Source organism: Flavobacterium sp. 245 (genome assembly GCF_004362055.1).
Classification (GTDB): Bacteria; Bacteroidota; Bacteroidia; order Flavobacteriales; family Flavobacteriaceae; genus Flavobacterium.
Genome location: NZ_SNXB01000009.1, coordinates 57704 through 72842 on the forward strand (window position 1 = coordinate 57704; position 15139 = coordinate 72842).

Sequence of the window (15139 nt, forward strand, 5' to 3'; positions counted from 1 at the left end):
TTAAAGTGGTTAGTAAGTAATAGTTTTCAGTCGCAGTTTTCAGTCGCAGTTTTTAGTATTCAGTTTTAACTGGACTTATTTTTTTAAACACTTAGAAACATAGACTACCTTTGTGGTTAAGGCGTTTCATTTGCGAGAACAAACATAGTTATGTGTGAAAATCTAGATTTTTTAAAAAAATTCTTTTTTTTCAGATTCTGGACCTATGTTTCTATGTGTTTATAAAATGGCAACGTTTTATTATAAATATTTGTAGCACGGAATAGTTAAGAAATCAACAAAATCAGTATTTACTACTAATCTTTCCAATACTTTTTCAGCCAGCGGAAATTGTTGCTTTTCGTGATTTTCTGCGCCCAATTCTTCTCTGATTTTTCTGAATTCATCTAAAGCTAATTCGTGATAATAAGCCAAATCTAATTTTCGTCCATTATCTAAAAGAACTTTATTCTGAAGCCATTGCCACAATTGCGATCTTGAAATTTCGGCTGTTGCAGCATCTTCCATCAAATTGTGCAATGCCGCTGCGCCTTGTCCGTTTAACCATGAAGCCAGGTACAAAACCCCTACGTTGATGTTTTTACGAACGCCATTTTCAGTTATCAGCCCAATTGGTGGCTCAATCAAATCAGCTTCTGTAATTTTTCGATGTTCTCTTTTAATATGAATTTGATTTGGAGTTGGCATTCCTTTGTCAAAAATTTCTTTTGCCAATGAAACTAAATCGGGATGTGCGACCCAAGTTCCGTCGTGACCATTTTTAACCTCACGCTCTTTATCCGTTCTTACTTTTGCAAAAGCAATTGCATTGGCTTCTTCATTATTTCGAATCGGAATCTGCGCTGCCATTCCGCCAATCGCATGAATTCCTCTTTTATGACATCTCTGAATTACCAAATTTGAATACGCATTCATAAAAGGCGAATTCATATTTACCTGATCGCGGTCTGGAACAATGAATTTTGGATTTTTTCTGAACTTTTTGATGTACGAGAAAATATAATCCCAACGCCCGCAATTCAAACCAACAATATGTTCTTTCAATTCGTAAATGATTTCATCCAGCTGAAAACTGGCAGTAATAGTTTCAATCAAAACCGTCACTTTTATAGTTCCTCGTTTCAGTTTCAAATAATCCTCGGTAAAATCAATTACATTATTCCACCATCTTGCTTCCAGATAATGTTCTAATTTCGGAATGTAGAAATAGGGCCCAGAATTGTTTTCTAAAAGTCTTTTATGATTATGAAAAACATACAAACCAAAATCTACTAAAGAACCCGAAACTTCTTTTCCTTCAATTAAAAGATGTTTTTCCGGCAAATGCAAACCACGTGGACGCACAATTAAGGTCGCAATCTTTTCATTTAAATGATACGATTTTTGCTTAACTAAATCGGTGTATGTAATTGTTTTGTTAACTGCATCGATTAAATTAAGCTGACCGTCCATCAAATTTTGCCAGGTTGGAGAAGTACTATCTTCAAAATCGGCCATAAAAGTTTTGGCTCCCGAATTCAAAGCGTTGATAATCATTTTGCGATCAACTGGTCCGGTAATCTCCACTCTTCTGTCTAATAAATCTTTTGGAATTTCACCAGCTGTCCAATTACCTTCTCTGACGCTTTTGGTTTCCGCAATAAAAGTCGGCATGATTCCCTGATCAAAAGTGACTTGTTTTTGTTCTCTCTGCAAAAGCAATAATTTTCGTTGCGATTCGAATTTTCGATGCAATTCGGTTATAAAAATAATCGCTTCTTCGGTCCATATCTTTGGATAAGAAAGCTTCTTTTCGGCTAAAAATTCCATTGCCGTTTCGGTAATTTCTAATTGGTTTTTCATAGCTGCGGTTTTATTTTTTTATTAGAAAAAAATCTCATCATTTACTCATCGTCTATTCATTTCAGAATATTAAAATCGTAACGTTTTGATATTTAATAATTTCTACACCACAATATTAAAAAAAAGTTTTTTACAAAACAAGCGAACGTTCGCTAAATATTAAAAATAATTTTTTGGCGATTATTTTTATAATAGTTATATTTGGTTCATGGATATCGAAAAAGACTATATAAAGCTGATCTTCGGACTAAAACTAAAGCAAGTTCGGACTCAAAAAAATCTTTCGCTTTTTGGCTTAGCCAAACTGACAAATCTTTCAAAATCGTATTTAAACGAGATTGAAAAGGGAAAAAAATATCCAAAAACAGATAAAATTTTACTTCTTTGCGAACATTTGGACGTGGCTTACGACCAAATGGTGTCTTTAAAACTAGACAACAACCTTGCTCCAATTGGCGAAATCTTAAAATCAGGAATCCTGAAAGAGATTCCGCTAGAGCTTTTCGGAATTCAAGAAGCCGATTTAATCGATATTATAGCCAATGCTCCTGCGAAAGTCAATGCGTTTATTAGTACGATTATCGAAATTGCACAGCATTATAATTTAAGCCGTGAAAGCTTCTTTTTAGCTGCTTTACGCTCCTATCAAGAAGCACACAGTAATTATTTTGAAGATTTAGAAGAAAAAGTAATTGCGTTTTCGAAGTCGTTTCAGATTAATTTAGATTCAAAAATCACCATTGAAGAATTAGAAGCGATTCTAAAGGAAGAATACGATTATACGATAACAGAAATTGCTTTTACAGATCAGGAAGCTTTGGGCGATTTGCGTTCGATTTTTGTACCGAAAAGCAAGACTTTATTGCTTTCTACAGAACTCGACGCTCCACAGAAAGCTTTTATTTTAGCTAAAGAAATAGCCTATAATTATTTAAAAATTTCCGATCGTTTACTGACTTTCAGCTGGATTAAGTTTGAAAATTTCGATCAGGTTTTAAATAATTTTTACGCCTCTTATTTTGCTGGAGCTTTATTACTGCCACGACAATTGGTTGTAGATAAAGTGAATGCTTTTTTAACCAATGAAAAACCAAATCCAGAAGAATTTGTAGCGTTGATTGAAAGCTTTGAAGTTTCTCCAGAATCATTTTATCAAAGGTTAACGAATTTATTACCAAAGGATTTCCAGCTCAAAAACTTGTTCTTTTTAAGAATGTCCCATAAAATTGGTTCTGATGTTTATCAGATCAAAAAAGAATTGCACATCACGAATCAGCAAGAACCACACGCCAACGAAACAAACGAGCATTATTGCCGACGATGGGTTTCGGTAAAAACCATAGACGAGGCAATCAAACAAAATAAAGCTCACTTTTTTGACGCTCAAATTTCGAGTTACGTTCATAGTGGCAATGAATATTTGGTTTTTTCATCGGCAACAAAAGACCCTTTTGTTGATCATAATATTCGCAGTATTTCTGTCGGAATTTTGATCACGCCTGCAATGAAAAAGAAATTCAAATTCATTGAAGGAAAACCTTTAGTTAAGAGAATTGTTGGCGTTACGTGCGAAACCTGCGATGTGAAAGATTGTCTTGAAAGAGCTTCTCCACCAATTGAATTGGAAAAGAAAAAACGTCACGAGAATACAGATGCGGTTGTGCAGCAGTTTATAAATCAATTCAGTTAAAACATCATGAAATATTTTACATTACTAATAACACTGCTTTCAATTAGCTTTATCCAGAACACAGACAAACTTAATGGTCGTTATAATTATTTGATAGAAGATGACAATCTTTATATTCAAAAAGATAAAATTACTTTTAATGATAGTGTATTTGCATTTGATAACAAATATGTGCCAAAAGGAAAAATTTCATATGGCAATGTAATCCTTTTGGACAACTTCATCAATAAAGACTTGATTATCAGCATTCCAAAAGATCAAATTAAAAAGGACACTATTCTGTTTTACATGCATGATAAAAAAAGTTTGGTTGCAAATTATCTTGATGAAGTGGTCGGGAAAGGAAAACTGATTAAGATTAAATAATTCTTTTTTTAGACGCAACTACAATCTTGTCATCCTGAGGAATGAAGGATCACACTAGAAGTTCGACAAAGGTTATGAAAGAGCCATTGGCTCGACCAATTTTGTAGGGATGGATTTTAATCCGTCCATCGCAAGTAGCTCGACAAAGATAGGCGATTTTGCATGCGAAGAATGGATTAAAATCCCTCCCTACAATATCTTTTGTTCCTCCGGAACATCAGAATGACAAACTTCATGGTAATTTTCTCTTCAAAAGAAAAAACCTCTGCAACTCTGAGCCTTTGTAACTCTGCACCTTCAAAAAAACCTTAGAATCTCAGCACCTCAGAACCTCAGAATCTTTTCTTAATCTACATTAAGTGCTTTTGCTTGACCTTGATGGTATCTTTGTACTATAAAATTAACAAAACATAAAATCATGGAAAATATAGTATTGCACAAAGCAGAAACAAGAGGAAATGCAAATCACGGATGGCTAAATGCCTATCATAGCTTTAGTTTTGCGAGCTGGTACAATCCAGATAGAATTCAGTTTGGAGCACTTCGTGTTTTAAACGATGATACGATTGCGGGCGGAATGGGTTTTGGAACGCATCCTCACGACAATATGGAAATTATTACCATTCCATTAGAAGGCGATTTGGCTCACAAAGACAGCATGGGAAATACTGAAATCATCAAAAATGGCGATATTCAGGTGATGAGTGCCGGAACCGGAGTTCAACATAGCGAGTTTAACCCAAATGCAGATCAACAGACTAAATTATTGCAAATCTGGTTATTTCCAAATAAGAGAAATGTTACGCCACGTTACCAACAAATTACTTTGAATGTTGCTGACAGACACAATAAATTGGCTCAAATTCTATCTCCAAATGCAGACGATGAAGGTGTTTGGATTCACCAAGACGCTTGGTTCAATATGGGAAATTTTGATGCCGGAATTGCAACAGAATACAAAATTAAAAAAGAAGGAAATGGAGTTTATGCTTTCATTTTAAAAGGAAACGTAACGATCAACGGTCAGGAATTGAATACTCGTGATGCGGTTGGAATTTCAGGAACTGATGTTTTAACTATAAAAGCAAACTTGGATGCGGAATTCTTATTAATGGATATTCCAATGAACTATTAATTCATACAACACAACTAATACTTTTTTTTTAAGAAACGGTAATCAATCTGAAATTCAGATTATTACCGTTTATTTTTTACTAAACTTTTCCTAATGGATAATTTTAATTTACATCAGAATTGTATTTTTAAGATAATCATCTAAAAAATAAATAGGACATCTTTTATTTCTTAATCTAGGTTAAGTGCGTTACGCTTACTCCCACCGTAACTTTGTCCTATCAAAATGAAATTAATTATTTAAAAAATAAAATTATGGCAACTACAAAATGGTCAATTGACCCAACACATTCAGAAATTGGTTTTAAAGTTAAACACATGATGTTTACAAATGTTTCAGGTAAATTTGGAACTTATGACGCTACAATTACTACAGAAGGAGATGACTTCGAAAATGCTGATATCCAATTTTCTGGCGATATCGCTTCAATTGACACTGCAAATGCAGACAGAGACGGACACTTGAGAAGCGCTGATTTCTTTGACGTTGAAAACAATCCAAAATTGACTTTCAAAGCTTCCTCTTTCAAAAAAATTGATGCTGGAGATTATCAATTAACTGGAGATTTAACAATCAAAGGAATTTCTAAAGAAGTAAAATTCCCAGTAGAATATAGCGGAATCTTGACTGATCCTTGGGGAAATACAAAAGTAGGCTTAAGCATTGAAGGAAAAATTAATCGTAAAGATTGGGGATTAAACTGGAACTCAGCTCTTGAAACTGGAGGCGTTTTAGTTGGCGAAGAAGTAAAATTAAACATCGAATTACAATTCGTAAAACAAGCTTAATACTTTATAATAGGTTTTAATTTGGTTGGTTGAGAAGCCTGCACTTTTAAGGAAGTGCAGGCTTTTTTTTTGTTTGCCACGAATTACACTAATTTGCACTAATTTTTTCTCAAATGCTGAAATGTTTTTAGCCACAGGTTAAAAGATTTTCACAGATTTACAATCCAAATAATCCGTTTAATCTGTGGCAAAAAAATAAAAATAGTAATTTGTGGAAATTAGTGTAATTCGTGGCAAACAAAAAATCATCGTACTGTACTTCTAAATTCTGTTGGCGACATTCCTGTTTGTTTTTTGAAGAATCTGGAGAAATACGAATAATCTTCGTAACCTACTTTAAACGCAACTTCGTTTACAGCTAATTGTTTGTCAATTAACATTCTTTTTATTTCTAGAATTACGCGGTCTGTTATAACTTCTGTTGCCGTCTTTTGCAGAATTTCATTGCAAATTCTATTTAAATGTTTAAGAGTAATATTTAGTTTTTCTGCGTAGAAAGATGGCAATTTTTCCTTTCTAAAATATTGTTCTAAAAGCGATTCAAATGTGTTGATTTTGATATTGTACGAATGCGTTTGATGCGAATAGGTTTCGCTGTATTTTCTTGAAATTTCTATATGAATTGAATCTAATAAATTCAGCATTTTATCGAGCTGGTATTTATTATTTAAATTGTTTTCCTGAATTAGCAAGTCATAATACGGCAAGATTTTCGGTATTTCATTCTCTTCAAAAACCATTTCCGGTCGGTTATGAATAGAATGATAAAAATTATAATCGTTGATGTTTTTTTGTCCGAAATATAAATTATATAATTCCTGCGAAAAGATAATCACAAAGCCTTCAATATCTTCAGACAAACTCCAATGGTGCATTTGTCCTGGCTGAAGAACGAACAAACTTCCTCTTTTAATTTCGAATTGATCAAAATCGACTTCATGTAATCCTGAACCATTTGTAAAAAACACCATTAAATACGAATCATGCCTATGCGGTTCTTCCACAAAACTGTGGCTTTTTAGATGCTCTTTAAAAGTATTGACATAAAAATCGCGATGAATGTCGTTACAACTAAAATTCTGAACACTATAAACGGGATACTTTTGCATAAAAATGTCTTTATTGTGCTATAAGTAGCGAAGATACTAAAAAGACTTTTATTCAACTCCGAATTACCTTTGTATAAATAAAAAACAACAAAGTCATGTCAAATGCATTAACTCATATTTTAAGTAACGAATGTCCGATTTGTCATAAGGGAAAAGTTTTTACAGACAAAAGTATTTTTTTTGCTTTCGGTCTTCCAAAAATGAATGAATACTGCAGTCATTGTAATTATAAATTCCAAAAAGAACCTGGTTATTTCTTTGGCGCCATGTACGTAAACTACGGATTAACAGTCGCTCAGGGAATTGCAACGTATTGTATTGCTCAGTTTTTCTTTGAAAAAAATTTCGATTTAAGAATCATTCCGATTATTGCAGTTGTGATTACTTTGCTCACTTCTTTCAATCTGAGATTTTCACGATTAGCATGGATTTATCTGTTTAAGGATTATACGAAATAAAAAAGTGTTATTTTTGCCTTTCAATTGAAACTAATTTTCAATTCCAAAAAAATAAAAAAAAAAACAAATTAGACAAATGAAAGCATACGTATTTCCAGGTCAGGGCGCACAGTTTACAGGAATGGGCAAAGACCTTTATGAAAACTCGGCTTTAGCCAAAGAATTATTCGAAAAAGCTAACGAAATTTTAGGTTTTAGAATTACAGATATTATGTTTGAAGGTACTGCCGAAGAACTAAAAGAAACTAAAGTGACTCAGCCAGCAGTATTTTTACACTCTGTTGTTTTAGCTAAAACTTTAGGCGAAGATTTCAAACCAGAGATGGTTGCCGGACATTCTTTAGGAGAGTTTTCAGCATTGGTTGCTAACGGAACTTTATCTTTTGAAGATGGTTTAAAATTAGTTTCGCAACGTGCTTTGGCAATGCAAAAAGCCTGCGAAATTACACCATCTACAATGGCTGCGGTTTTAGGTCTAGCTGATAATATTGTTGAAGAAGTTTGCGCTTCTATTGACGGAATCGTTGTTGCAGCAAATTACAACTGCCCAGGACAATTAGTAATTTCAGGAGAAACTTCAGCAGTTGAAAAAGCTTGTGAAGCTATGAAAGCTGCCGGAGCAAAACGTGCTTTAATTTTACCTGTTGGAGGTGCATTTCACTCACCGATGATGGAACCAGCAAGAGAAGAATTAGCCGCTGCAATTGAAGCAACGACGTTCTCTACTCCAATTTGTCCAGTGTATCAAAACGTAACTGCAAATGCGGTTTCAGATGCAAACGAAATTAAAAAGAACTTAATCATTCAATTAACTGCTCCTGTAAAATGGACGCAATCTGTGCAACAAATGATCGCTGACGGCGCTACTTTGTTTACTGAAGTTGGACCGGGGAAAGTATTAGCTGGTTTGATTAATAAAATTGATAAAGAAGCTGCTACTGCTAACGCATAATTAGTGTTCAGTATTCAGTTTTTAGTGATCCGTTATTTACTACATAAAAAATCCTCATAAATTAATGTTTATGAGGATTTTGTTTTTTATAGCTCTTTTGCTTCTGAGCAATAATTATTTATAATTCCCGTGATCAAATAATTTTGATTACTTTTTTCAAAAAAGACATACCAAGTTGTTCTTGAATTTGCTTTATAAAAAATATAATTTGAACCTAGATATTGTAGCGATTTTGGAGTTTTCTTATAAGGAGATTTTTTAATTCTTTCTGGGACGGCATCATAAATATTAGAAACATATTCTTCCGCAGATTCAATAAAGCCAAAATATTCTTTTTTATATAATTCGATTGCTAAATCGTCAAGATAACTAACTACAGCTGGTGTAAAAATAACTTCTATTTTCCCCACCATTCTCTAATTCTTCTTTTCGCTTCAGCTTTTGCTTCCTCTGGAGTTAGTCCTTTTGCAAACTCGGCATCAAAATCAAAAGTCTCACGATCTATTCCTTTAAACTTAGGTTTCTGAACTTCGTATTCAACTCTAGGTTCTTCAACTTTATTATTTTTTTTATTTTCTTTATCCGAATCCATAATTCCTACATATTTATTCTTACAAATTTACAAAATAAATTAAATCAAATTGACCATTTTTTATAAAGATTTCTTTTCCTTCTTTTTGTAATTTACAATAAAAACTCCAAGAATGATAAGCGCTGTTGCAATAATAAAATCAATTGTAATTGTTTCATCTAAAAGAAGCCAGCCTAAAAACACGGCAATTATGGTGTTTATGTACGACAAAATAGAAACCTGCACCGCTGTAACATGTTTTAAAGCATAGTTATAACAGAAAAAAGCTATCACTGAACCAAAAACCGACAAATATAAAGCTGCAAAAATGCTTCTTGAACTCCATGAACTCAAATCTGGATTTAGTGAAAAAATAGATGCTAAAACCAGCTGAATACAAGAAGCCATAGTAAATTGATAAAACAAATTAAGCGTAATATTATTTGATTTATTGGCATGTGTTTTAACATAAATAGTTCCTGCCGCCCAGGCTAAGATTGCAAAACCCATGAACATCATCCCGGTTCGGTAATCAGCATCTAAAAACGATCCAAGTCCGTCTTTAAATATAAAAACCACTCCTGAGAATCCAATAATTACTCCTACAACTCCTTTTAAACTTATTTTTTGCAATCCGAATAAAATGCTTCCTAAAAAAATAAGAATAGGTGACAAAGCACTGATTACAGAAGCTAATCCGCTAGGGAGCGTTTGTTCTGCAATTGTTGTAAAACCATTCGCAATTACAATCATTAAAACTGATGGAATGAGCTGTTGTTTTAAATTCTTCCAACCAATCCATTTTAGTTGCCTTTTAAACAACAAAATAGTCATCATTATCAATCCAGCGAGCCCTTGACGAATTGAAGTTACAAACCAGGGCGGAATTGTCTCAACTGCAACTCGGATCCCCAAGAAGGTAGTCCCCCAAACGATTCCGACAGCTGCAAGAGCAAAAATCAATTTATAATCTAAACTTTGTTTCATAAAAGTGAAATTCCATTTAAAAAAAATACCAAATAATCACAGATCGATTATTTGGTATTTTTTTTATTTATTAGACACACTGCAGTATGTCTTTGCATTATATTTTTCTTCTAATTATTCTTTAAGAACGAACTTTCTGTTCCCATTTCCAAGCACTTGCCATTGCTTCATCTAAACTTAATTCAGCTTTCCAGCCTAAAACGTTGTTTGCTTTATCTGTATTTGCATAAGCTTCAGTGATATCACCTTCTCGACGCGGCTTAACTACGTACGGCAGTTTTTTATCGCTTACTTTTTCAAAACTATGAATTACCTCAAGAACTGAACTTCCTTTTCCGGTTCCTAAATTAAATGTTTCTACTTTTGCTAAATTCTTTTTATTCAATAAACGTTGTAATGCAATAACATGTGCTTTTGCCAAATCTACAACGTGAATATAATCACGAACTGCAGTTCCATCTGGCGTTGGATAATCATTTCCAAAAACAGACAATTCCTGACGCAATCCTACTCCTGTTTGTGTAATAAAAGGAACTAAATTTTGTGGAACTCCAAGTGGCAATTCTCCAATTTCAGTTGACGGGTGTGCTCCAACCGGATTAAAATAACGCAGTAAAATAGCGCTAATATTAGTCACTTTAGTTGTATCAGTAATAATTTCTTCTCCTATTTGCTTTGTATTTCCGTAAGGAGACATTGCTGTTTGAACAGGAGCATCTTCTGTAATTGGCATTTTTTCAGCTTGACCATAAACTGTACAAGACGAGCTAAAAATAAAACTTGCCTCAGTTTTTTGCTGCAATTCCTGCAATAGGTAAACCAAACTGCTAATGTTATTTTCATAATACAACAATGGCTGCTCAACACTTTCACCAACTGCTTTTGAAGCTGCAAAATGAATTACACCAGTAACATCATTATGTTTTTTAAAGAAATCCTGAACGGCGCTTTTTTCTCTTAAATCAATTTTTTCAAACAAAGGCGTTTTTCCTGTAATAGCTGTAATTCCTTTTAAAACATCTTCTGAAGAGTTTGAGAGATTATCAATTATCACCACTTCAAAGCCTTCATTTTGCAATTCGACTACGGTGTGAGAACCAATAAAACCTAATCCTCCTGTTACTAATACTTTCATTTTTTGGTTGTTTTTATGTAGTTAATTTATAAGCTTGTCTGGCAATAAGAAGCCATTTGCTTTTTTGCTTTTGCCAAACAAGCATTATTCCTATTTTTATATCTTTATCAACACCGCCATCTTTAGTATGAGCCGCGAGTACATGCCTAACAATCGCAACATCATTTTGAATTGTGATGGTTTGGTCTTGAAAATCTATAGTTACAAAATCTGATTTCCCGCTAACAATTCCATCGATAAATTCTGCTTGATTTTGAAAAGTTCCATTCGAATGAACATAACTCAAATTTTCTGCTGTTAATGATTTTAATTTCACACCATCAGCATCAATCATGGCTTTGCGCAAAATTTCAACCTGATCTTTAACAGCCGTCTCTTCTTTTGCATTTGTTTTTTGAGCAAAAACAGCAACCTGAACAAGTATCGCTAAAATTAAAACAGAAAATTTATTCATAATTTATTTGTTTAAAAATTCTAGAACCGAATCAGTAATAAATTTAATTTGTTCGTCGTCAAGTTCTGTATGCATTGGCAAAGCAATTACTTCTTGCACTAATTGATTCGTAACAGGAAATTGCTCTTCTTTATAACGAGTATCAACATAAGCTTTTTGAGAATGCAGCGGAATTGGGTAATAAATTGCACACGGAATCCCTTTATCTAATAAATGCTGCATTAAAGCATTTCTGTCAGCATCAATAATTCTTAATACATATTGATGAAAAACGTGATCATTTTCGTTTGCATCAAAATCTGGCGTAATGATATGCGCATTTCCTGCAAAAGCTGCATTATATTTTGTTGCCGCTAAACGACGTGCTTTATTATATTCATCAAGCAAAGGCAGTTTTGCATTCAAAACTCCGGCTTGAATACTGTCTAAACGAGAATTCACGCCCACAACATCATGATGATAACGCTCATACATTCCGTGATTTACGATTCCGCGTATAATATGCGCTAATTTATCATCATTTGTAAAAATCGCCCCACCATCTCCATAACATCCTAAATTTTTAGACGGGAAAAATGAAGTCGCTGCAACGTGACCAATCACTCCAACTTTAGTTTTTGCACCAGATTTAGAAACATAATCAGCACCTATTGCCTGTGCATTATCTTCTATTACATATAAGTTATGTTCTGTTGCAATTTCCATAATCGCATCCATATTAGCTGCACGTCCAAATAAATGTACTGGAACAATTGCTTTTGTTTTTGGCGTAATTGCTTTTTTAATAGCATCAATATCAATATTCATATTTACCATATCAACATCAACTAAAACTGGCGTTAACTGCAATAAAGCAATAACCTCAACAGTTGCTGCAAAAGTAAAATCGGCAGTAATAACTTCATCACCTGGTTTCAAATCCAGACCCATCATGGCAATCTGTAAAGCATCGGTTCCATTTGCGCATGGAATTACGTGCTTAGCGCCTAAATAATCTTCAAGATTTTTTTGAAACTGATGAACTAATGGTCCATTTATATAAGTATTTGTATCTAAAACTTCCTGAATTGAAGCGTCAACAGTAGATTTTATTTTTTCATATTGACTCTTTAAGTCAACCATTTGTATTTTTTTCATTTTGAATAACATTTAAAATAAAGATCTGATTTGTAAACATAATCTTTAAAAGGAGCAACAAAAATAGTTATTTAATACCTTCAAACCAATGAAAATAATCGAAAGAAATGTAATTTAGCCACAAAAATAAACAGATGCTTTTTTTATACAATTTAGTTATTTCTATTGCTGGGTTTTTTCTGAAAATCGTAGCGCTTTTTAGTCCGAAAATTAAGCTTTTTGTAGAAGGCCGAAAAAACGTTTTTGCAATTTTAGAAGAAAAAATAAAACCCGCAGACAAAACTATCTGGTTTCATTCGGCTTCACTTGGCGAATATGAACAAGGACTTCCCGTTATTGAAAAAATCAAAGAAAAATATCCGTCGCATAAAATCATTGTAACCTTTTTTTCACCATCTGGATACGAAGTGCGTAAAAATAACACAGTTGCTGATGTTACTGTTTACTTGCCTTTAGACAGCAAAAGCAACGCAAAGAAATTTTTAAAATTAGCACATCCAGAACTGGTGTTTTTTATTAAATATGAATTTTGGCTTAATTATTTAAAGGAATTAGAAAAAAGCAAAACACCAACTTATTTAATTTCCGGCATCTTTAGAGACAATCAGGTATTTTTTAAATGGTACGGCGGTTTTTACCGAAAAGCCTTGAAAGCTTTTACTTATTTCTTTGTTCAGAATGAAAAATCAAAAGAAAAAATTGAAGCAATTGGTTTTCAAAATGTAATTGTTTCCGGCGATACCCGCTTTGATCGCGTCGCTGCCATTTTAGAAAGAGACAATACTGTTGATTTTATTGAAAAATTCAAAAACAACGCTCCAACAATTGTTATAGGAAGTTCGTGGCCAAAGGACGAAGCTTTATTAACCGAATATATCAATCAAGCACCTTCGAATATAAAATTCATAATAGCACCACACAATATCAAAGAAGATCAAATCTCAAGCTTAAAATCTCAAATTACAAAACCTACTGTTTTGTTTTCAGAAAAAGATCATACCGCGGATTTATCAAATTACAGCGTCTTTATTATTGACACTATCGGTTTATTAACCAAAATATACAGTTACGGAACTATTGGTTATGTTGGCGGGGGTTTCGGAAATCCAGGAATTCATAATGTTCTCGAACCGGCAACTTTTGGAATTCCAATTTTGATTGGCCCAAATTATTCCAATTTTGCCGAAGCAGTTTCGCTAGTAAAATTAGGTGGCTGTATTTCTATTTCGAATGAAAAAGAATTAAAGGAATATTTTGACCGATTACTTAATGATAAAAATTATTTAGAAGAAAAAAGCAAAATTTGCCAAAACTTTATTCAAGACAATAAAGGAGCTACAAACTGCATTATGAAAATAGTTTCAGAAACAATCTAAAACCTCTAAACCTTATTAAAGCTTCCTAAATAGCCAGAACGATCCTGAAAAGCATTAAAAACGGCCAAAATCAAAACAATCCGATTAAAGAATATTTGGTAAAAAACAAAATAAACTGCAAGCAAGAGAATCTAAAACATTAATTTTTATGATGAATCTGCAGCGAAAAATAATTTATGTAAAAAATACCATAATATAATATTTTTTTCGTATTTTGGCATGTTTATTGATAACTAATATAATCGTGAGCGATGAAAATATTTTAAAAAAAAAGTGAAAAAATATTTTACATATTAAAAAATTTATATCTTTGCCACGAATTAATAATTAACCTTTTATAATAAAGTAAGATGAAAAAAGTATTTTTAAGTTTAGCTGTTGTTGCTGTATTAACTGTTGTATCTTGTAAAAAAGCTGACGCTGCTGCTGAAGCTGCTCCTGTAGATTCTGCTGCTGTTGCTGTTGATTCTGCTGCTGCTGTAGTTGATTCTGCTGCTGCAACTGTTGATTCTGCTGCTGCTAAAGTTGACTCTGCTGCTGCTAAAGTAGAAGAAGTAAAAAAATAATTAGAACCTAAGTTCTAAAAATTTTAAAACCATCATTGCGATGGTTTTTTTTATGCTTAATCTTAAAACTTAAGCTTGAAGTAAAAAAAAGTGTTCACCATATGGCGAACACTTTTTTTATATCATTATCAATCCAATTCTTCCTCCTCAACAATTTCATCTTCAAAAATCGAATCATTTGACGAGAAGTCCAAAATCTCCGATTTTACTGCATAAGTAACAATTTCCTTTATTCCCTTCTGCAAAAGCAATTCTGTACTATATTTACGGCTAGTCGCAAAATGAACCTCACCGAGCATCAATTTAAAAAAATACTTCCCTCCAGAGCCCTTGAATTTCAAAAACTTCGCAAGCTCGATGTTCGTCTTGAATTTCTGAATATCTTCTTCACACTCAAACCTCAACTCATAACTTAAACTCGTAAAAATCACTTTACCTTTTCTCGAAGTGAATGTAAATTTATATTCATCATTAAACCGCCTGCTGATTACAAATGCACCCATTTAGAAATTTTAGATTTTAAATTGTTGATTAGTCCCGATAGCTATCGGGATAGATTCTTAGATCCTTAGA

The 15139-nt window shown here is 33.1% G+C and carries 17 protein-coding genes; 8 read left to right on the plus strand and 9 right to left on the minus strand.

Translation table 11 applies throughout. From position 1 onward, the window contains the following. Positions 1–240: 240 nt before the first annotated feature. The gene (aceB, locus tag EV145_RS16685; RefSeq protein WP_133526335.1) at positions 241–1842 is read right to left on the minus strand and encodes a malate synthase A; all 1602 of its coding nucleotides are present in this window, start codon (positions 1840–1842) and stop codon (positions 241–243) included. A 208-nt stretch (positions 1843–2050) separates the two neighbouring features. On the opposite strand from aceB, the gene EV145_RS16690 reads away from it, so the two are divergent. From EV145_RS16690 to EV145_RS16705, 4 genes are all read left to right on the plus strand, one after another. Then, positions 2051–3532 carry a helix-turn-helix domain-containing protein gene (locus EV145_RS16690; RefSeq protein ID WP_133526336.1) on the plus strand — a complete coding sequence of 494 codons (1482 nt, stop codon included), beginning with the start codon at positions 2051–2053 and terminating at the stop codon, positions 3530–3532. A gap of 6 nt (positions 3533–3538) precedes the next feature. Continuing rightward, entirely contained in the window at positions 3539–3898 is a 360-nt protein-coding gene (locus EV145_RS16695; protein WP_133526337.1) for a hypothetical protein, read from the plus strand. 418 nt (positions 3899–4316) lie between these two features. Beyond that, complete coding sequence (locus EV145_RS16700) at positions 4317–5033, plus strand: pirin family protein (protein ID WP_133526338.1); 717 nt, start codon at positions 4317–4319, stop codon at positions 5031–5033. Between the two features lie 254 nt (positions 5034–5287). Beyond that, the gene (locus tag EV145_RS16705) at positions 5288–5821 is read left to right on the plus strand and encodes a YceI family protein (RefSeq protein ID WP_133526339.1); all 534 of its coding nucleotides are present in this window, start codon (positions 5288–5290) and stop codon (positions 5819–5821) included. A gap of 245 nt (positions 5822–6066) precedes the next feature. On the opposite strand, the gene EV145_RS16710 is transcribed toward EV145_RS16705, so the two are convergent. Beyond that, positions 6067–6930, minus strand: coding sequence for a helix-turn-helix domain-containing protein (locus EV145_RS16710; protein WP_133526340.1), 864 nt, complete (start codon positions 6928–6930; stop codon positions 6067–6069). Positions 6931–7025: 95 nt separating this feature from the next. Here EV145_RS16710 and EV145_RS16715 point away from each other — a divergent pair, with 95 nt between their 5' ends. Both EV145_RS16715 and fabD read left to right on the plus strand, forming a co-directional pair. Next, positions 7026–7388 (plus strand): DUF983 domain-containing protein, encoded by a 363-nt coding sequence (locus EV145_RS16715; RefSeq protein WP_133526341.1) that lies wholly within the window; start codon positions 7026–7028, stop codon positions 7386–7388. 76 nt (positions 7389–7464) lie between these two features. After that, entirely contained in the window at positions 7465–8340 is an 876-nt protein-coding gene (gene fabD, locus EV145_RS16720; protein WP_133526342.1) for an ACP S-malonyltransferase, read from the plus strand. A gap of 86 nt (positions 8341–8426) precedes the next feature. Here the strand turns inward: fabD and EV145_RS16725 are convergent, their stop codons facing one another. The 6 genes from EV145_RS16725 to EV145_RS16750 all read right to left on the minus strand — a co-directional run bounded on the left by EV145_RS16725 (position 8427) and on the right by EV145_RS16750 (position 12624). After that, complete coding sequence (locus EV145_RS16725) at positions 8427–8753, minus strand: hypothetical protein (RefSeq protein WP_133526343.1); 327 nt, start codon at positions 8751–8753, stop codon at positions 8427–8429. Then, entirely contained in the window at positions 8738–8932 is a 195-nt protein-coding gene (locus EV145_RS16730; RefSeq protein ID WP_133526344.1) for a hypothetical protein, read from the minus strand. The genes EV145_RS16725 and EV145_RS16730 overlap by 16 nt, the downstream gene beginning before the upstream one ends. A gap of 60 nt (positions 8933–8992) precedes the next feature. Further along, a complete protein-coding gene (locus tag EV145_RS16735; RefSeq protein WP_133526345.1) occupies positions 8993–9898 on the minus strand; it encodes a DMT family transporter in 906 nt (301 codons plus the stop codon). Between the two features lie 121 nt (positions 9899–10019). Further along, on the minus strand, positions 10020–11033 hold the full coding sequence (gene galE / locus EV145_RS16740; protein ID WP_133526346.1) for a UDP-glucose 4-epimerase GalE: 1014 nt from the start codon (positions 11031–11033) through the stop codon (positions 10020–10022). Between the two features lie 13 nt (positions 11034–11046). Further along, positions 11047–11487, minus strand: a complete 441-nt coding sequence (locus tag EV145_RS16745) for a nuclear transport factor 2 family protein (RefSeq protein WP_133526347.1) — start codon at positions 11485–11487, stop codon at positions 11047–11049. A gap of 3 nt (positions 11488–11490) precedes the next feature. Continuing rightward, positions 11491–12624, minus strand: coding sequence for a DegT/DnrJ/EryC1/StrS family aminotransferase (locus EV145_RS16750; RefSeq protein WP_133526348.1), 1134 nt, complete (start codon positions 12622–12624; stop codon positions 11491–11493). Between the two features lie 134 nt (positions 12625–12758). Here EV145_RS16750 and EV145_RS16755 point away from each other — a divergent pair, with 134 nt between their 5' ends. Next, the gene (locus EV145_RS16755; protein WP_133526349.1) at positions 12759–14000 is read left to right on the plus strand and encodes a 3-deoxy-D-manno-octulosonic acid transferase; all 1242 of its coding nucleotides are present in this window, start codon (positions 12759–12761) and stop codon (positions 13998–14000) included. A gap of 350 nt (positions 14001–14350) precedes the next feature. Next, positions 14351–14566 (plus strand): hypothetical protein, encoded by a 216-nt coding sequence (locus EV145_RS16760; RefSeq protein WP_133526350.1) that lies wholly within the window; start codon positions 14351–14353, stop codon positions 14564–14566. Positions 14567–14694: 128 nt separating this feature from the next. On the opposite strand, the gene EV145_RS16765 is transcribed toward EV145_RS16760, so the two are convergent. Further along, positions 14695–15069, minus strand: coding sequence for a DUF1508 domain-containing protein (locus tag EV145_RS16765; protein ID WP_133526351.1), 375 nt, complete (start codon positions 15067–15069; stop codon positions 14695–14697). Between the last annotated feature and the right edge of the window lie 70 nt (positions 15070–15139).